Origin of the sequence: Salinimicrobium sp. WS361, from assembly GCF_050750585.1 — a bacterium.
Taxonomy (GTDB): Bacteria; Bacteroidota; Bacteroidia; order Flavobacteriales; family Flavobacteriaceae; genus Salinimicrobium.
Genome location: NZ_JBOJLM010000005.1, coordinates 193115 through 209884, shown reverse-complemented (window position 1 = coordinate 209884; position 16770 = coordinate 193115). Strand labels below are relative to the sequence as shown.

Annotated in this window: 18 protein-coding genes; 9 read left to right on the top strand and 9 right to left on the bottom strand. The window is 42.0% G+C overall.

Features of this window, described 5'->3' with window-relative positions; genetic code table 11:
* Positions 1–9 precede the first annotated feature (9 nt).
* A complete protein-coding gene (gene murA / locus ACQ93I_RS07010; protein WP_431697849.1) occupies positions 10–1323 on the top strand; it encodes a UDP-N-acetylglucosamine 1-carboxyvinyltransferase in 1314 nt (437 codons plus the stop codon).
* A 138-nt stretch (positions 1324–1461) separates the two neighbouring features.
* On the opposite strand, the gene ACQ93I_RS07005 is transcribed toward murA, so the two are convergent.
* The 4 genes from ACQ93I_RS07005 to xerD all read right to left on the bottom strand — a co-directional run bounded on the left by ACQ93I_RS07005 (position 1462) and on the right by xerD (position 4519).
* Positions 1462–1761 carry an HPF/RaiA family ribosome-associated protein gene (locus ACQ93I_RS07005; protein ID WP_431697848.1) on the bottom strand — a complete coding sequence of 100 codons (300 nt, stop codon included), beginning with the start codon at positions 1759–1761 and terminating at the stop codon, positions 1462–1464.
* Between the two features lie 114 nt (positions 1762–1875).
* Positions 1876–2343: a hypothetical protein gene (locus tag ACQ93I_RS07000; protein ID WP_431697846.1), complete on the bottom strand. Its 468-nt coding sequence runs from the start codon at positions 2341–2343 to the stop codon at positions 1876–1878.
* Positions 2333–3280, bottom strand: a complete 948-nt coding sequence (locus ACQ93I_RS06995; protein ID WP_431697845.1) for an aldo/keto reductase — start codon at positions 3278–3280, stop codon at positions 2333–2335. Before ACQ93I_RS06995 ends, ACQ93I_RS07000 begins: the two co-directional genes overlap by 11 nt.
* A 342-nt stretch (positions 3281–3622) precedes the next feature.
* Positions 3623–4519, bottom strand: coding sequence for a site-specific tyrosine recombinase XerD (xerD, locus tag ACQ93I_RS06990; protein ID WP_431697844.1), 897 nt, complete (start codon positions 4517–4519; stop codon positions 3623–3625).
* A 115-nt stretch (positions 4520–4634) separates the two neighbouring features.
* Between xerD and ACQ93I_RS06985 the strand changes: the two genes are divergently transcribed.
* The 6 genes from ACQ93I_RS06985 (at position 4635) to ACQ93I_RS06960 (ending at position 10104) form a co-directional block, all read left to right on the top strand.
* Complete coding sequence (locus ACQ93I_RS06985) at positions 4635–5240, top strand: porin family protein (RefSeq protein ID WP_431697843.1); 606 nt, start codon at positions 4635–4637, stop codon at positions 5238–5240.
* 177 nt (positions 5241–5417) lie between these two features.
* Positions 5418–5879, top strand: coding sequence for a hypothetical protein (locus ACQ93I_RS06980; protein ID WP_431697842.1), 462 nt, complete (start codon positions 5418–5420; stop codon positions 5877–5879).
* A gap of 192 nt (positions 5880–6071) precedes the next feature.
* Positions 6072–6491 carry a type II 3-dehydroquinate dehydratase gene (aroQ, locus tag ACQ93I_RS06975; RefSeq protein WP_431697841.1) on the top strand — a complete coding sequence of 140 codons (420 nt, stop codon included), beginning with the start codon at positions 6072–6074 and terminating at the stop codon, positions 6489–6491.
* Positions 6488–7213: an ATP-binding protein gene (locus ACQ93I_RS06970; protein WP_431697840.1), complete on the top strand. Its 726-nt coding sequence runs from the start codon at positions 6488–6490 to the stop codon at positions 7211–7213. The genes aroQ and ACQ93I_RS06970 overlap by 4 nt, the downstream gene beginning before the upstream one ends.
* Before the next feature lie 252 nt (positions 7214–7465).
* The gene (locus ACQ93I_RS06965; RefSeq protein WP_431697839.1) at positions 7466–8584 is read left to right on the top strand and encodes a vWA domain-containing protein; all 1119 of its coding nucleotides are present in this window, start codon (positions 7466–7468) and stop codon (positions 8582–8584) included.
* Positions 8585–8631: 47 nt separating this feature from the next.
* Entirely contained in the window at positions 8632–10104 is a 1473-nt protein-coding gene (locus tag ACQ93I_RS06960; protein WP_431697838.1) for a magnesium chelatase, read from the top strand.
* A 285-nt stretch (positions 10105–10389) separates the two neighbouring features.
* Here the strand turns inward: ACQ93I_RS06960 and lpdA are convergent, their stop codons facing one another.
* From lpdA to ACQ93I_RS06935, 5 genes are all read right to left on the bottom strand, one after another.
* Positions 10390–11781 carry a dihydrolipoyl dehydrogenase gene (gene lpdA / locus ACQ93I_RS06955; protein ID WP_423819500.1) on the bottom strand — a complete coding sequence of 464 codons (1392 nt, stop codon included), beginning with the start codon at positions 11779–11781 and terminating at the stop codon, positions 10390–10392.
* Between the two features lie 173 nt (positions 11782–11954).
* Entirely contained in the window at positions 11955–12467 is a 513-nt protein-coding gene (locus ACQ93I_RS06950; protein ID WP_431697836.1) for a hypothetical protein, read from the bottom strand.
* A gap of 5 nt (positions 12468–12472) precedes the next feature.
* Entirely contained in the window at positions 12473–12880 is a 408-nt protein-coding gene (gene msrB / locus ACQ93I_RS06945) for a peptide-methionine (R)-S-oxide reductase MsrB (RefSeq protein WP_431697835.1), read from the bottom strand.
* Between the two features lie 73 nt (positions 12881–12953).
* The gene (gene msrB, locus ACQ93I_RS06940; RefSeq protein WP_431697833.1) at positions 12954–13436 is read right to left on the bottom strand and encodes a peptide-methionine (R)-S-oxide reductase MsrB; all 483 of its coding nucleotides are present in this window, start codon (positions 13434–13436) and stop codon (positions 12954–12956) included.
* A 28-nt stretch (positions 13437–13464) separates the two neighbouring features.
* Positions 13465–14334 carry an alpha/beta hydrolase gene (locus ACQ93I_RS06935; protein ID WP_431697832.1) on the bottom strand — a complete coding sequence of 290 codons (870 nt, stop codon included), beginning with the start codon at positions 14332–14334 and terminating at the stop codon, positions 13465–13467.
* Between the two features lie 153 nt (positions 14335–14487).
* Between ACQ93I_RS06935 and ACQ93I_RS06930 the strand changes: the two genes are divergently transcribed.
* Positions 14488–15309: a M48 family metalloprotease gene (locus ACQ93I_RS06930; protein ID WP_431697831.1), complete on the top strand. Its 822-nt coding sequence runs from the start codon at positions 14488–14490 to the stop codon at positions 15307–15309.
* A gap of 64 nt (positions 15310–15373) precedes the next feature.
* Positions 15374–16714: an MFS transporter gene (locus ACQ93I_RS06925; RefSeq protein WP_431697829.1), complete on the top strand. Its 1341-nt coding sequence runs from the start codon at positions 15374–15376 to the stop codon at positions 16712–16714.
* The last annotated feature ends 56 nt before the right edge of the window (positions 16715–16770 follow it).

The following is a 16770-nucleotide window of genomic DNA, read 5'->3' as shown; positions in this document are numbered from 1 at the left end:
GAATTTTCTATGGGATCTTTTCAAATTGAAGGAGGGCATGCTTTAAAAGGGGAAATTCAACCCCAGGGAGCAAAGAACGAAGCTCTGCAAATTCTTTGTGCCGTATTGCTCACTTCCGAAAAAGTTACAATAAATAATATTCCAGACATCCTGGATGTCAATAAGCTTATTCACCTGCTAAAGCAGCTTGGTGTGAAGGTAGAAAAAATTGGAAAGGGATCTTATACTTTCCAGTCCGATGAGCTTGACCTTGATTACCTTAAGAGTGAAAAATTCAAGGAAGAAGGAAGTGGACTTCGGGGTTCAATAATGATCGTGGGGCCAATGCTGGCAAGATTTGGTCAGGGTTATATCCCAAGGCCCGGTGGCGATAAGATTGGTCGCAGAAGACTTGATACGCATTTTGAAGGCTTTATAAAACTTGGAGCCGACTTTCGTTATAATAAAGAGGAACGTTTTTACGGAGTGGAAGCGCCAAATGGCTTGAAGGGTACTTACATGTTGCTCGAAGAAGCCTCGGTAACCGGAACTGCCAATATTGTGATGGCAGCTGTACTCGCAAAAGGCAAGACTACTATTTATAATGCCGCTTGTGAACCGTACCTGCAACAACTTTGCAATATGCTTAACAGAATGGGCGCAAAGATAAGCGGGGTAGGTTCAAATTTACTTGAAATTGAAGGAGTGGAATCTTTAGGAGGTTGTACTCATACCGTACTTCCCGACATGATCGAGATTGGCTCCTGGATTGGCCTTGCCGCCATGACCAAAAGTGAGATCACTATAAAGAATGTGGGCTGGGAACATTTAGGTTTGATCCCGGCGACTTTTAGAAAGTTAGGAATTCAAATGGAGCGAAAAGGGGATGATATTTACATTCCTGCCCATACCAACGGTTATGAAGTGCAAAGTTTTATTGATGGCTCAATTATGAGTATCAGCGATGCACCATGGCCCGGCTTCACACCCGATCTTTTGAGTATCATGCTGGTGGTGGCTACACAGGCAAAAGGAGATGTGCTAATTCATCAAAAGATGTTTGAGAGCCGACTCTTTTTCGTGGATAAATTAATAGACATGGGCGCCAAGATCATTCTTTGCGATCCACACAGGGCTACCGTAATAGGTCACGACTTTAAGTCTCAGCTCAAAGCAACTACAATGGTTTCTCCCGATATTAGAGCAGGGATCTCCCTTTTAATTGCAGCACTTTCTGCAAAAGGAACTTCGGTGATCCATAATATCGAACAAATTGACCGCGGTTACGAAAATATTGATGAACGCCTGCAGGCAATAGGTGCTAAGATCAAGCGAGTAGCTTAGTTAGATTAGAGTCGGGAGTTAATAGTCAAGAGACAATAGTCAAGACTAATTTCATATAAAAAAGGCTGCCGGAAAATGTCATTTTCCGGCAGCCTTTTTTACATCATTTACATTATTCACTATACAATATACATTTGCCTAGTGGCTTTGCATTTCGGCTTTTCTTTTCTGAAGCTGTTTTTCAAGGTCTTTTACCGTTTCGGCAGCAGCGGCTTCAAAGCTGTCAGAATTTGAGGAGGCATGGATCTTTGGGCCCGGAAGGCTCAATTCTATAGCACAGGTTTTCCCGTTGCCGTTGGTTGACTTTTCTTCCCTAAACATTACATCTGCAGAGATGATCCAGTCATATTTATTTTCAAGTTTATCAAGTTTTCTCTGAACAAGTTGTTCTGCCGAAAGTTTTGTGTCTGCGTGTACAAATTGAATGTTTGTCTTCATATTCTTCGTTTTTTGCTTAAAATAATCTTCTTCAAGATAGCAAAATTGCTTCGGAAAGTGGTTAGTTTATAAAAATTATAACGTTCCAAAAATGGCATTTTACTCAGTCTTTTCCTACTGCTGAAGCCTGGAAGCAACTTCTTTAAAAGTTATCTTATTATTTTCCTGAAGTTCATATTCAAAAATTGACTTTCCCTGTACATGGCCGTCGTCATAAACTGCCAGCACCCAGTTTTCAGTGATTACTTGTACCTGCCTGAATTCCATAGTGCCACCCAGCACAGGGTCTAACGGAATGAGTTCTTTTTGCTGTTTTAAAGCCTCAGTAATATGTTTTTTGGGATCCTGAATGTCTTCAAATTCCTTTCCGAAGTAAACCGGGATAATCTCCTGATCTTCAGTTATAACCGGACGGTTTTGTAGGGAATCTATGAGCTGCCTCTTCTGGGTAAGTTCCTGCGAAAGGGAATCAATTTCCTGATTTTTGGACTCTAGCTCCCTATTCTGATTGTTGCAGCTGCTTAAGGCTCCAAAAAAGAGGAGCCAAAGTGCCATTTTTGGAAGGTATGATCTATAAGTCATAGATGTTGTTGTATGAATTGCCTGGAGTGACAAAGAACTCGCCGGTCACGTATCTAAAATGGCGTTCTATACCCGCGATTTTCTTAAGGTCTTCTTCATCCAATTTTACATTGATGCTTTCCAGGTTGGAAATGATGTGTTTCCCGGTAGTAGATTTCGGGATAACTGCTGTGCCACGAGAGACCGCCCACTTGATGAGTACCTGCGCCGGGGAAACATTGTGTTTCTCAGCAATTTCAACAATTGCAGGTTCTTCTAAAAGAGAAGGTTCATCTTCAGCTTTCATTTGCGCACTGCGATCGCCACTTCCTAGCGGAGAGTATGCTGTATTGTGAATATTGTTTTCACGGCAAAATTGTATAAGTTCAGACTGTGGTAAAAATGGGTGGAGTTCTACCTGGTTCATTTCAGGGGTTTCTGTAGTTTGAGACATAAGGTCGTCCAGCTTTTTACTGCTGAAGTTTGATACCCCAATGTGCTTGACCAGACCTTGCTTTTTTGCTTCGATCATGGCATTCCAGGTTTCAATAATAGGGACTTCTTCAAGAGAAAGATAGTCGTCATCGTTAGACGGGAAACCAACCCCGTGTTTAAAAGCTACCGGCCAGTGCATAAGATAGAGGTCGAGATAATCTAATTGTAGATCGTCTAAAGTCTTTTTAAGGGCAGGAATTACGTGCTCTTTTTTGTGTGAATCGTTCCATAATTTAGAGGTTACCCAAACATCTTCCCTTTTTATCTTGCCCTGAGAAAATATGTCTTTAAAAGCACTTCCAATTTCGGCTTCGTTGCCATAAGTGGAGGCGCAATCTATATGGCGATAACCGTTATTAAGTGCAATTTTTACTGCTTCTTCAACTTTTCCCTTACCCGATTTCCAGGTGCCCAGGCCTATAGCCGGCATGGTATCTCCGTTTTTAAATTTTAGTGTTTCCATAATATTGTTTTATAAGCTTAAATTAATGAGGAAAAGGCTGCTGCCAAAGGAATTTCTATGGTTTAGCAGAAATTTAATACACAGTTTGCGGGTTGCTTGTTACCTGTTGCAGGTTGTGGGTTGCAGGTTGAATCTTGTACGTCCCTGATATAGATTGCCTTTTTTCAGTCTTGATCAAAATGAAACCTCACAGGTTTCTAAAACCTGTGAGGTTTGTGTAAACAAACCTTAAACCTTAAACCTTAAACCTTAAACCTTAAACCTTAAACCTTAAACCTTAAACCTTGAACCTTAAACCTTGAACCTTGAACCTTGAACCTTGAACCTTGAACCTTGAACCCATCATCGTCTTGGATGAAACTCTTCCATCACCTTGCGCAGGTGAGAACGGTCAAGGTGAACGTAGATTTCGGTAGTGGTGATGCTCTCGTGCCCCAGCATTTGCTGAATGGCCCGTAAATCGGCTCCGTTTTCCAGTAAATGTGTTGCAAAGGAATGTCTAAAGGTGTGCGGACTAATATTTTTGTGTAGTCCGGTTAGGGTGGCCAGTCTCTTTATTATAGTGAAGATCATGGCGCGGGTGAGCTGCTTACCACGACGATTCAAAAATAAAGTGTCTTCATGGCCTTTTTGGATATCCTGGTGGGCTCTTATATGGTGTATATAAATCTCAATGTATTTGCAGGTAGTTTCGGCTATGGGTACAAATCGCGATTTACTTCCTTTTCCTGTTACCTTAATAAAACCTTCCTCAAAAAATAGGTCGCTAAGGCGTAGATTGGTTAATTCAGAAACCCGTAGTCCGCAGCCGTAAAGGGTTTCCAAAATGGCACGGTTCCTTTCTCCTTCAGGTTTGCTAAGGTCAATGGCCGCAATAAGTGCATCGATTTCTTCAGTAGAAAGCGTATGGGGCAGCTTGCGTCCGGTTTTTGGAGATTCAATTAATTCGAGGGGGTTGGTCTGTCGGTAATCTTCAAAGACCAGATAGCTAAAGAATCCGCGGAGGCCCGAAATTATCCTGGCTTGTGAACGGGCGTTCATAGTCTTGGCAAGCGTGTAAATGAACTGTTGCACTTCTTCTTCAGAAATAGACAGGGGCGATACCTTGACGTTATTTAGTTGTAGCCAGTTTGAAAGTTTCTCCACATCCAGACTGTAATTCTCGATGGTATTCGCGGCCAGACCTCTTTCAATTTTGAGGTAATGGCGGTAATCATTCAAGGCGTTTTCCCAGTTCACAGGCTAAATATTGGGGCTAAAAGTACGGATTTACGAGTACTTTAATATAAAGTGAGTTTTTCTTAACACTATGCCTCCTACATTTGTCCCTGAACTTTTAAAAAACATGAAAATTATGAAAAAGTCAATTTTAGTTTTAGTATTAATTGTATTTAGTACTTCCATTACGACAGCACAAGAATTTGTACAATTTGGAGCGAAAGGTGGAGTTAACTTTGCTAATATCACCGGAGATGATTTTGATACCGAATCCAGGACAGGTTTTAATGTAGGACTTGTTGCTGAAATTCCGGTGGCAGACAGATTCTCTATTCAGCCAGAGGTTTTTTATTCCGCACAGGGATTTGATCTTGCTGAAATAGATCAGGAAAATGTATTTGATATCGATGATAACATCGAATATCAATTAGATTACATTAATGTGCCAATTCTGGCCAAAATTTACTTTACAGATGGTCTAAGTATTCAGGCGGGTCCTTCTTTTAACTTCAAGGTGAATGAAGAGGTTGATACTATGCCAACAGAAGATGGTGGAGATACCGACCTGGCAGATTATAGCGAAGTCAAAGATTTTGAGTTTGGAGGAGCTGTAGGTTTAGAATATAAGTTCGATGGTGGTTTCTTTGTTCAGGGACGCTACAGTCATGGATTTACTAAATTAATTGATGATGTAGATGCTCACAACTCTGTGATACAGGCCGGTATTGGATTTATGTTCTAAGAAAGACCTGAAAAATTTATAAAGGGAGGCTGTCTTAGTTAAGGCAGCCTCTTTTTTTATGCTCTTTTGTAACTAATGTGAATGTGAGGTTTTCCTTTCAAAGGAATTTTACATAGTCGACAAGAGTAATATGTAAATTACTAATTTAGTGATAGATAACCTTTAAAACTTTGAGTTATGAAGAAATTTTTATGTTCTCTTATTTTTATTGCCGTAGGTTTTACATCAACCTACGCTCAGCGCGATATTAGGTTAGGAGTTAATGCAGGAATTCCGGTAGGGGATATTTCAGATGCATCAGACTTTAATGTCGGCGCAGACATTGCTTATCTCATGGGATTTGAGAATTTCCAGTTAGGGCCAATGGTAGGTTACAACCACTTTTTTGTAGATGAATTTGATGATATTTCTTTTCTGCCTCTTGCCGCCACTGCGAGGTTTAGTCTTGCAAATTTAGAACTTGGAGCCGATTTAGGATATGCTCTTGGGCTAACCGATGGTATTGATGGGGGCTTTTACTACAAACCCAAAATAGGATTCAATCTCTTTGGGGTGGGGCTCATTGGTTCCTACACCGGTATTAGCATAGATGGGGGCACGGCATCTTCTGTAAATCTCGGAGTAGAATTTAGGCTCTAATATAAATTCGCTTAAAAAATACCTTTTTTGAGACCTGTTAAAGCGGAAGCTGCGGTTTCCGTTTTTTTATTCATAGGGGGGTAAATACCCCGAGGCTTGCCTCGTTAGTAAATGTTGTAAAGTTTGAAAACGTGTTCCACTAAAATGCTCCGTGGGCTTGCCCCGGAGAAATTTACTTTCTACTTTTACTTTATGAAAATATTGATCATTAACGGGCCCAACCTAAACTTACTCGGCAGCCGTGAACCAGGTACCTACGGAAGCCAAACATTTGAAGACTACTTTCTAAGCCTGAAAGAGAAATTGCCACAAGTGGAATTAGCCTCTTATCAATCTAATATTGAAGGGGAAATTATTGACAGGCTTCATGCGGCCGATAAGGAATTTGATGGCATCATTCTCAACGCTGCAGCCTATACGCACACTTCCGTCGGGATTGGAGACGCTGTAAAAGCAATTTCAAAGCCGGTGGTAGAAGTGCACATTTCCAATACTTCGGCGAGAGAAGAGTTTCGTCATAGATCTTTCATTGCGCCCAATGCCAAAGGCGTGATCCTGGGGTTTGGGTTGCAGAGTTATGAACTCGCGGTACTGAGTTTTACAGAAGTATGAAAAAAGCCTTTATAAACTGGAGTTCGGGGAAAGATGCTGCCTTCGCACTTTATCTCACCCAGCAGGAGAAAGAATATTCCGTAGAAAAGTTGCTTACCACAGTTAATTCTGAAGTTGACAGGATCTCTATGCACGGCCTTCGAAGCGATTTATTGCTGAAGCAGGTTCAAAGTATAGGTATTCCCCTGGAGGTTCTTCCGCTTGCAGGCAATGTATCCATGAAAACCTACAATCAAATCATGGAAGAGGAAATGATGAAGCTGAAGAATGCCGGATTCAATTATAGTATTTTTGGCGATATTTTCCTGGAAGATTTAAAACAGTACCGGGAACAGCAGCTTCAAAAAGTGGACATTGAAGGGGTATTTCCGCTGTGGAAAAAAGATACTTCAGCCCTTATGAAGGAAATACTCGCCGCCGGATTTAAAGCTATAACCGTGAGCGTAAATGCAAAGGTTTTGGATAGATCTTTCTGCGGAAGGATCGTAGATGAAAGTTTTCTTGCCGATTTACCTTCAGGCGTAGATCCTGCCGGGGAGAATGGGGAATTTCACACTTTCGTTTTTGACGGACCCATATTTTCAAAACCAGTTACCTTCCAAAAAGGGCAAATTGTAGAGAAATTTTTTACTTCCGCCGGAGATGAAGAAGATGATTGCTTTAAAGAAAAGAAGGAAACCTGGGACACCAAATTTTATTATTGCGACCTGATTTCGATTTGAAAATTTGAATTTTTCAATTTGAAGATTTGCTAATTTGAAGATTTGAAGATTTGAAAGTTAGGAATTAGATTTTGGTATTTGGTGCTTGGATATGAGATCTTTTGTTTCTTTTCTCACTACTCACTACTCACTACTCACTACTCACTACTCACTACTCACTACTAATATCTCATATCTAAAATCTCCCATCTAATTAACACAAATTTATCCTCCACTTTTATGAGATATTCGTGCTAACAATTAAATTAGGGCATGGAAAGGAATATTGTGAAAAAAGGATTTGTCTTCAAAAGGTTTGAAGCCGAAAATATTCCTCCTTTTGACAAGCTGTTTGAGATTTTCAAGGAGCTTATTACCCACACTTCCGGTGATTTTGATGAGGCAATAGAATGGCTCAGGCAGCTGGATGTCGAGTACAAACTCACCGATAAGCAGTACACTATAGATGATTTTATAGAAGACCTTAAGAAAAAAGGTTACATCCGTGAGGAGATTGAGGGTAGTGGAGGAATGGCTATTACAGCCAAGACAGAAAGAGCTATAAGGCAGCAGGCGCTCAATCAAATCTTCGGAAAGCTGCGCAAAAGTAGGTCGGGAAACCATAGCACCAAGCAGTTGGGGCTGGGCGATGAGCACACGGGAGAATTCAGAAATTATAATTTTGGAGATTCACTCGATAAGATCTCCATGACAGAATCTTTGCGAAATGCCCAGATTCAGCATGGCGCCGATGATTTCCGGATGACCGAAGACGATCTTGTAGTCGAAGAAACCCATCATAAGAGTCAGATGAGTACCGTGCTTATGATAGACATAAGTCACAGTATGATACTTTATGGCGAAGACAGGATCACCCCGGCGAAGAAAGTCGCCATGGCCCTGGCCGAGCTCATCACTACCAGGTATCCTAAAGATACACTTGATATTCTCGTTTTTGGGAATGACGCCTGGCGCATTTCTATAGGAGACCTGCCTTACTTGCAGGTGGGCCCATATCATACCAATACAGTAGCCGGGCTTGAACTGGCTATGGATTTGCTTAGGCGCAAGCGTAACACCAACAAACAGATCTTTATGATCACAGATGGTAAGCCCAGCTGTTTGAAAGAGCGGGATGGTGGATATTATCAAAACAGTGTGGGGCTCGATCCATACATTGTCGAGAAATGCTACAATGCCGCGAGCCAGGCGCGTAAACTGCATATTCCCATTACCACTTTTATGATAGCGCAAGATCCTTACCTGGAGCGTTTTGTAAGGGAATTTACACAGGCAAATCAAGGGAAGGCATTCTTCACCGGACTTAAAGGTCTCGGCGAAATGATCTTTGAAGATTACGAGACCAACCGCAAGAAAAGAATTAAAGGTTAAAATATTAAAGGCCTAAAAATGGCCTTTTTCAAACAAATTTTCAGGACATGGATATACAGAAGCTCAGCACCTTTGGAGCATTAAAGGACTATGGCTATAAAAGCAAAAGCATAAAAGAGGAACTCAGGCAAAATCTGCTGAATAAAATAAAGAACAACGAACCGGCTTTTGAAGGGATTCACGGGTATGAACACACGGTAATTCCTGAGGTAGAGCGTGCAATCCTCTCAAAGCACAACATCAATTTTCTCGGGTTAAGAGGTCAGGCCAAGACGCGCCTTGCAAGAATGATGGTGAACCTATTGGATGAGTATATTCCTGTAGTTGAAGGTTCAGAAATTAATGATGATCCTTTCAGGCCTATTTCGCGCTACGCCCGCGAACTTTTGGAAGAGCAGGGAGATGATACGCCAATTTCCTGGATTCACAGGAATGACAGGTTTTTCGAGAAACTTGCCACGCCCGATGTGACCGTAGCCGATATTATTGGAGATGTAGACCCTATTAAAGCTGCCAATCTAAAACTGAATTATGCCGATGACCGCGTAATTCACTACGGAATGATTCCGCGTGCCAACCGCAGTATTTTTGTGATCAATGAGCTGCCCGATCTACAGGCGAGAATACAGGTGGCCCTATTCAATATTCTTCAGGAAGGAGATATTCAAATTCGCGGATTTAAGCTGAGGTTGCCTTTAGACATGCAATTTGTATTCACTGCAAACCCTGAAGATTATACCAACCGCGGAAGTATTGTAACGCCCCTAAAAGACAGAATAGGATCGCAAATTCTCACTCATTATCCTATGGATGTCAAAACAGCGAAAAAGATCACACAACAGGAAGCAAGGCTGGAGCCCGGGCAAATGGAAATGGTTCACGTGCCTGAACTTGCCAAAGATCTCCTTGAACAAATAAGCTTTGAGGCGCGAGAACATGAATATGTAGATTCCCGAAGCGGGATAAGTGCACGACTTAGCATAACGGCTTTTGAGAATCTGGTGAGCACAGCCGAGCACAGAGGTGTCAAAAATGGCGAAAATAAGACCCTTCTCCGGTTGGGAGATTTTCTTGGGATTATCCCGGCTATAACCGGAAAGATTGAATTGGTATATGAAGGAGAGCAGGAGGGAAGTACAGTAGTTGCCCAGGAGCTTATTGGGGAAGCTGTAAAATCGCTGTTTTCAACACTGTTCCCAAAGATCGAAAAGCTGCAGAAGCCCGATGCTGAAGATCCTTATTCCGAAATTGTGGAATGGTTCTTCTCCGAAAGCGGATTTGAGCTTCTTGATGAAACCCCCGATGATGAATACAAAAAGGCGCTGGATTCTATACCGGCACTGGAAGAGCTGGTAAATAAATATCAGCCCAATGTATCAAAAGAAGATAGGTACTTCTTAAAGGAATTTGTGCTTTGGGGACTGGTAGAATACAAAAAACTGAATAAATTCCGTTTTGCACGGGGAGTACAGTTTAAAGATATTTATGGAAGCTATATTGAAGGACTTAGGAATGAATAAGGAATAAGGAGTAATGATTTATTATTTTAGATTGAATATTTGATATTGAAATTTTAAGCACCAAGCACCAAATTCCAAATTCCAAAAAAGAAAAAACCTCCGGAAATTTTTCCGGAGGTTTTTTTATTCATAGGAGGGTAAATACCCCGAGGCTTGCCTCGTTAGTAAATGTTGTAAAGTTTGAAAACGTGTTCCACTAAAATGCTCCGTGGGCTTGCCCCGGAGAAATTTACTCAGTGGAACTGAATTACCCGCCCCACATTATACATTATCCAATATACCTTCTTAAAGGTGTATCACTTCCCCATAAGCATCAGCCACAGCTTCCATAACTGCTTCGCTCATAGTTGGGTGAGGGTGAATAGCTTTTAGCACCTCGTGACCTGTGGTCTCAAGTTTTCTTCCAAGAACAGCTTCAGCGATCATATCGGTAACGCCGGCACCAATCATATGGCAGCCTAACCATTCGCCGTATTTGGCATCAAAGATCACTTTTACAAATCCATCAGGAGTTCCTGCAGCTTTTGCTTTTCCGGAAGCAGAGAATGGGAATTTCCCAACCTTCAGCTCATAACCGGCCTCTTTAGCTTGCTTTTCGGTCATACCTACTGAAGCTATTTCAGGGGTAGCATAAGTACATCCGGGAATATTTCCGTAGTCAATAGGCTCAACATGCATTCCCTTGATCTTCTCAACACAGGTAATTCCTTCCGCAGAAGCCACGTGAGCTAGTGCAGGGCCTGCAACTACATCTCCAATAGCATAGATTCCCTTCACGTTGGTCTCGTAGAAATCGTTAACAAGGATCTTATCCCTGTCAGTTTTGATACCTAATTCTTCAAGCCCGATGTTTTCAAGGTTAGATTTGATACCCACGGCTGAAAGTACAACTTCGGCCTCAAGGGTTTCCATACCTTTTTTAGTTTTAACCTGTGCTTTTACAAGGTCTCCCGAGGTATCAACACTCTCTACAGAAGAGCTGGTCATTACTTTTATTCCGGCTTTTTTGAAGCTGCGCTCAAATTGTTTTGAGATTTCCTCATCTTCAAGCGGCACCAGGTTAGGAAGGAACTCAACAATAGTAACTTCTGTACCCATAGTTTTGTAGAAGTGCGCGAACTCCACTCCAATAGCGCCCGATCCTACCACGATCATAGATTTTGGCTGCTTCTCAAGGCTCATTGCCTGGCGGTAACCAATCACTTTCTTACCATCTTGCGGAAGGTTTGGCAGTTCTCTTGAACGTGCTCCTGTAGCGATGATAATATGATCTGCAGAATATTCGGTTTTCTTATCGTTCTTATCGGTAACTTCGATCTTTTTGCCAGATTTCAATTTTCCGAATCCGTCAATAACATCGATTTTATTTTTCTTCATCAGGAACTGCACTCCTTTGCTCATTCCATCGGCCACATTTCGGCTACGTTTGATAACAGCACCAAAATCTTTTTCGGCTTTTTCTACTTTTAATCCGTAGTCTCCTGCATGGTTGAGATATTCAAAGACCTGGGCACTTTTAAGAAGTGCTTTGGTAGGAATACACCCCCAGTTAAGACAAACGCCTCCAAGATTTTCTTTTTCTATAACAGCCGTCTTGAATCCTAATTGTGATGCACGAATGGCAGTCACGTAGCCTCCAGGACCACTTCCTAAAACTATAACGTCGTATTTACTCATATTCGGAATTTTATGTAACTGAATTTAAGACAGCGAATTTACGGAAATTAACCTTAAACCGAAAGTATATGATTTCCGGAAATCCTTCCAAAAATGCCTTTTTTAGACCCTAACCAAAAAATCCTTCTTCCCCTGAAGGAAAAAGGATTTTTTATCTATCTATCAATTATTTATTATCTGATGTCCAGCGCCTGCATTACCGCATCGTGATTTGATATATCAATGCTCATTTCATCAATAAATTCTGATGGCACAACCACAAACTTGAAATATTGATTTTGAAGGTAATCTACGCTTAAAGTTTCGAGATCAAAATTTCCGGTGATCAATACCTCCACATCTTCGTCTGTGTGGTTAAAGGAGTACTGGATAATCCTTCCGTCTTCCAGAAAATATGTTTTTGGAAGCAAGCTCCATGTCTCCACGTTGTCTATAACTTCAAGCCTGTAAGCTAAAATAGCATCAGACTCATAAATCTCGACATCGGCGGGAATCTGGAAGAAGTGGTTGTATAAATTGAAGTCACTGTCAAAAGTGAAATTTCTGGCAGTCAGGTCTCCAAAAGTCTGTCCCATGATATTGACTCCCGGTTCTCCCGGAGGGCCTTGTGGTCCAACTTCTCCGTCGTCGGAGCAGGAGGTAAGACTAAAGGTGGCAAATGCGAATAAAAGGAATATTTTTTTCATGATTATTAGGATTTAGATTGAGATTCAAATTCTATACTGGCCGAATTTACGCAGTAGCGCTGGCCGGTGTCGGTGGGACCATCGTCAAAAACGTGGCCCAGGTGGCTGCCGCAGTTAGAACAAAGGATCTCTGTTCTAATCATGCCAAAGCTCCTGTCCTGCACATATTCTATGGCGCCATCTATAGCTTCATCAAAACTTGGCCAGCCACAATTGCTTTCAAATTTTTGACCGCTCTTAAAAAGTTTGGCGTCACAGGCAGCACAGCAATAAGCTCCTTCCTGAAAGTGCATGTTATATTTTCCTGAATGAGGCGCTTCTGTGCCTTTTTCTCGCAGTACTCTATATTGTTCTTCTGAAAGTTGCTTTCGCCATTCGGCTTCTGAGCGTTCTATGGGATATTTCTTGATCATATAATTTTGTTTTGTCTAAATATAAAAATTAGGGGGTGTTGGCATTCTTAAACAATTGGTAAACTTATTCCTGCTATTTTTTCTTCGGAATAAAATCCATGGCTACCCCATTAATACAATGTCTTTTTCCGGTAGTATTTCTGGGGCCGTCATTGAAGACGTGGCCCAGGTGTCCGCCGCAATTGGCGCACAGTACTTCTAAAGCGCTGAAGCCTCCCGTCCTGTCGGGCCTGTAGTCTACATTTGTTTCATCTACAGGGCGGTCAAAACTTGGCCATCCGGTTCCGCTTTCAAATTTGTGGCGGGTTTTATACAATTCGTTACCACAGGCGGCACAAACGAAGGTTCCGGGTTCTTCGATACGGTTGAGTTTGCTGGAAAAGGCCCTTTCGGTTCCTTTTTTCCGAAGCACCTGAAATTCTGCTGCAGTTAATTCCGATTTCCACTGAGCTTCAGTTTTGGAAACAGGATAGGTTTTTTTGTTTTTGACCTCTTGCGCATTTGAGTTACAGCCAAGGCTAAAAACTAAAATTATAATAGAGATTGTAAGCTTCATAGTTTATTTACTACTGAAGATACAAGAACTATACCGAAAGAAAATCAACAATTTTCTTAATTACATCTGAATTACCTAATATGCGACGGTGGCCCAGTCCTTTGGTGGTCATGAGCTCACTGTTTTCGAGCTTTTCATGAATATCATAAGCCGAACTGATGTTCACATCCACATCGTCTTCATCGTGAATAACCAGGGTGGGGATTTTGACTCCTTCCGCAGAAACTGCACCCGAGAGTTTATCCATATCCTCATCAAACTTCCTGTCAAAATAGCTTTTCATTTTGTCTGCTACTTTGTTATTCATCTTCATGTTACGGGCGAACTCGCGGGTGATGTGCGTAATGCTGTTCGCTGTACCTATAATGACCAGTTTTTTAACAGGTAAGCCATTTGAAACTGCCTTTAGAGACGCCATACCACCCAGGGAATGTCCAATAACCGCTTCAAAAGGTCCGTATTTTTTTTCAAGGACTTCAATAGCCTCTATAAAGTGAGGCATCATGCTCATTTTTCCCGATGCTTTCCCGTGTGCCGGGGCATCAAAACTCACCACTGCAAAGCCTGCTTTTAAAAGTGCTTCGGCCATTACAGCGAGTTGGGTGCCGCGGCCGCTCCAGCCGTGAGAAAGCAGTATTTTGCGGGAAGATTCGCCGTATTGGTAAACTACAATTTCCCGTTGAAAATGAGGAAGGACTAACTTTTCCTGCTTACTTTCTCTGTCCATTTTCTTTTCCCGTTCCGGAAGTTTGTACCTGAAAGGGGTTAGAAAAAGCCGGGCCGCAAACCTACTGGCCAAAAAAGGAGAAAGGGTGGTAAGTATTTTTCCTGTGGCCAAAATATAGGAGGGAACCAGGAGCCTCTGCACAGGAGTTTGATCTTTTTTTTGTTGTGTCATAAAAGGGAGAAAGTGTGCAAGGTACGAATATGAATCTTTACGGGGCAAGCTGTACAGCGCCTTTTCAAGATTGGCAGGTATTTTGTTAAACCTAATTTAAAGCTTCAAGTGGAGCCGGTTCGATTTATTAACTTTAACAAAAATAAAACTATCATGAAATTGAGACAAATAACTATAGTGGCTAGTTTTTTACTCCTGTTGGCAGGATGTAAAACGAACCCTTTTACCGGTGAAAGAAACCTGAATTTTGTTTCTAACTCGCAGATCTTCCCGGCTTCTTTCCAGCAGTATAACGAAGTCCTGGCGCAGAGTGAGGTGGTTAAAAATACTTCGGAAGCAAGAATGATCGAAAATGTAGGAAGAAAAATTGCTGTTGCAGCCGAGAGATATCTTAATGCCAACGGCTATCAGGGGTATCTTGAGGGTTACGATTGGGAATATTCCTTAATTAAAGATGACCAGGTAAATGCCTGGGCCATGCCTGGTGGTAAGATCGCCTTTTATACTGGTATCATGCCTATTGCCAAAAACGAAACCGGAGTTGCAGCTATTATGGCGCACGAGGTGGCTCACGCCGTGGCAAATCACGGGGCACAACGAATGAGTGCAGCCCAGTTGCAACAGGTGGGAGGCGCAGTTGTAGGAGCTGCAGTTGGAGGTAAGAGTGAAAGTACCCAACAAATTATTGCGCAGGCTTATGGTCTTGGTACCAACCTTGGCGGAATGTTGCCTTTTAGCCGAAGCCATGAAAGTGAAGCAGACAGGATTGGTTTAACGCTTATGGCTATTGCAGGTTACGATCCGGCTGAGGCTGCTAACCTGTGGAGAAGAATGGCGCAGGAAAGTGGAGGGCAGTCACAGCCAGAGTTTCTTAGTACACACCCTAATCCTCAAACCCGGATTAACAACATAGAACAATGGGCTCCCCAGGCTAAAGCTGAGGCCCAAAAATACGGAGTAACTTCTTTTAAATAGAGGTCTTAAAAAAACAGTATTTTAGGAGCTGCCAAAATTGGCAGCTCTTTTAATTTGTTACTCCATGAAAAAACTCCCCAAGGGAAGTAAAAAATTGCTCAATGCCTGGGCTTTTTACGACTGGGCAAATTCGGTCTACAGCCTTGTAATAGCTTCTACCATTTTCCCTATTTTCTATGCTGCTCTCACTATCGTGAAAGATGAAGACGGCAGGGTGATACAGGATACCGTGCAACTTTTTGGTTTAAATTTCAATAACGATTCCCTCATTAGTTACGTGACCGCCATGGCATTTATGCTGGTGGCTGTGATAAGTCCGTTCCTCTCGGGGATTGCAGACTATGTGGGGAATAAAAAAAACTTTCTGAAATTCTTCTGCTACCTTGGCGCCCTGTCCTGCATCGGGTTATTCTGGTTTAGTCTCGAAAACCTCATTTTTGGACTGGTCTGTTATTTTCTTGCGCTGGTGGGATTCTGGGCCAGCCTTGTCTTCTACAATTCCTACCTGCCCGATATTGCCTTTCCTAACCAACAGGATAAGGTAAGTGCAAAAGGATTTTCTTTGGGGTATGTTGGGAGTGTAATTCTTCTGCTCATGTGCCTTATGCTGGTACTTAACTACGAGTGGTTCGGGTTTGAAAGTGAAGCCATGCCCACCCGTATTTCCTTCGTGCTTACCGGGATCTGGTGGATTGGGTTTAGCCAGATCACTTATTATTATCTTCCAAAAGGCAACAAGAAAGAAAAACTCACGCGAGATGTACTTTTTAACGGGTACAAAGAAATTAGAATGATCTGGAGGTCTTTTGAAAATAATCTGCAGTTAAAGAAGTATCTGCGGGCCTTTTTTGTGTACAGTATGGCGGTACAAACCGTGATGTTGATCGCCACTTATTTTGGCATAGAAGAAGTGAACTGGACAGGGCAGGATGCAACAACAGGATTGATTGTAAGTATACTGTTAATTCAGCTGGTGGCTGTGGCAGGAGCAACTATAACTTCCCGGCTCTCTTCAAAAATGGGAAATATTGAGACTCTTATCCTGGTAAATGTACTGTGGATTGGCATTTGCATTTACGCATTTTTTGTAAAAACACCTATGCAGTTCTATATCGCTGCAGGGCTTGTAGGGCTGGTAATGGGCGGTATACAAACCCTTTCACGCTCTACTTATTCCAAAATGCTGCCTCAAGACACGCCGGACACTACCAGTTACTTCAGTTTTTATGATGTTTCAGAAAAAATTGGCATTGTGATAGGGATGTCGCTTTATGGTTTGGTAACCCAGGTCTTTGGGAGCATCAGGTATTCAATTCTTTTTCTTACTGCCTTCTTTTTGATCGGAGTATTTTTACTGCTGAAGGTGCCTCGTACGGGAAAACTTTCAAAAAAAGACGCGGCTTAAAACCCCCTTTTTGACACCCTTCCGGGATGAGGTCTTTAAGCCGCAGTTACTTCTGA

Excerpts from the sequence above, each read along its gene's own strand:
- ACQ93I_RS06960 (WP_431697838.1), top strand. The coding sequence starts at position 8,632 with ATGGATATACAGAAGCTCAGCACCTTTGGAGCATTAAAGGACTATGGC.
- ACQ93I_RS07005 (WP_431697848.1), bottom strand. The coding sequence starts at position 1,761 with ATGAAGACAAACATTCAATTTGTACACGCAGACACAAAACTTTCGGCA.
- aroQ (WP_431697841.1), top strand. The coding sequence starts at position 6,072 with ATGAAAATATTGATCATTAACGGGCCCAACCTAAACTTACTCGGCAGC.
- ACQ93I_RS06995 (WP_431697845.1), bottom strand. The coding sequence starts at position 3,280 with ATGGAAACACTAAAATTTAAAAACGGAGATACCATGCCGGCTATAGGC.
- ACQ93I_RS06980 (WP_431697842.1), top strand. The coding sequence starts at position 5,418 with ATGAAGAAATTTTTATGTTCTCTTATTTTTATTGCCGTAGGTTTTACA.
- ACQ93I_RS06930 (WP_431697831.1), top strand. The coding sequence starts at position 14,488 with ATGAAATTGAGACAAATAACTATAGTGGCTAGTTTTTTACTCCTGTTG.
- msrB (WP_431697835.1), bottom strand. The coding sequence starts at position 12,880 with ATGATCAAGAAATATCCCATAGAACGCTCAGAAGCCGAATGGCGAAAG.
- ACQ93I_RS06985 (WP_431697843.1), top strand. The coding sequence starts at position 4,635 with ATGAAAAAGTCAATTTTAGTTTTAGTATTAATTGTATTTAGTACTTCC.
- ACQ93I_RS06970 (WP_431697840.1), top strand. The coding sequence starts at position 6,488 with ATGAAAAAAGCCTTTATAAACTGGAGTTCGGGGAAAGATGCTGCCTTC.
- msrB (WP_431697833.1), bottom strand. The coding sequence starts at position 13,436 with ATGAAGCTTACAATCTCTATTATAATTTTAGTTTTTAGCCTTGGCTGT.
- ACQ93I_RS06925 (WP_431697829.1), top strand. The coding sequence starts at position 15,374 with ATGAAAAAACTCCCCAAGGGAAGTAAAAAATTGCTCAATGCCTGGGCT.
- murA (WP_431697849.1), top strand. The coding sequence starts at position 10 with ATGGGATCTTTTCAAATTGAAGGAGGGCATGCTTTAAAAGGGGAAATT.
- ACQ93I_RS06965 (WP_431697839.1), top strand. The coding sequence starts at position 7,466 with ATGGAAAGGAATATTGTGAAAAAAGGATTTGTCTTCAAAAGGTTTGAA.
- ACQ93I_RS06950 (WP_431697836.1), bottom strand. The coding sequence starts at position 12,467 with ATGAAAAAAATATTCCTTTTATTCGCATTTGCCACCTTTAGTCTTACC.
- lpdA (WP_423819500.1), bottom strand. The coding sequence starts at position 11,781 with ATGAGTAAATACGACGTTATAGTTTTAGGAAGTGGTCCTGGAGGCTAC.
- ACQ93I_RS07000 (WP_431697846.1), bottom strand. The coding sequence starts at position 2,343 with ATGACTTATAGATCATACCTTCCAAAAATGGCACTTTGGCTCCTCTTT.
- ACQ93I_RS06935 (WP_431697832.1), bottom strand. The coding sequence starts at position 14,334 with ATGACACAACAAAAAAAAGATCAAACTCCTGTGCAGAGGCTCCTGGTT.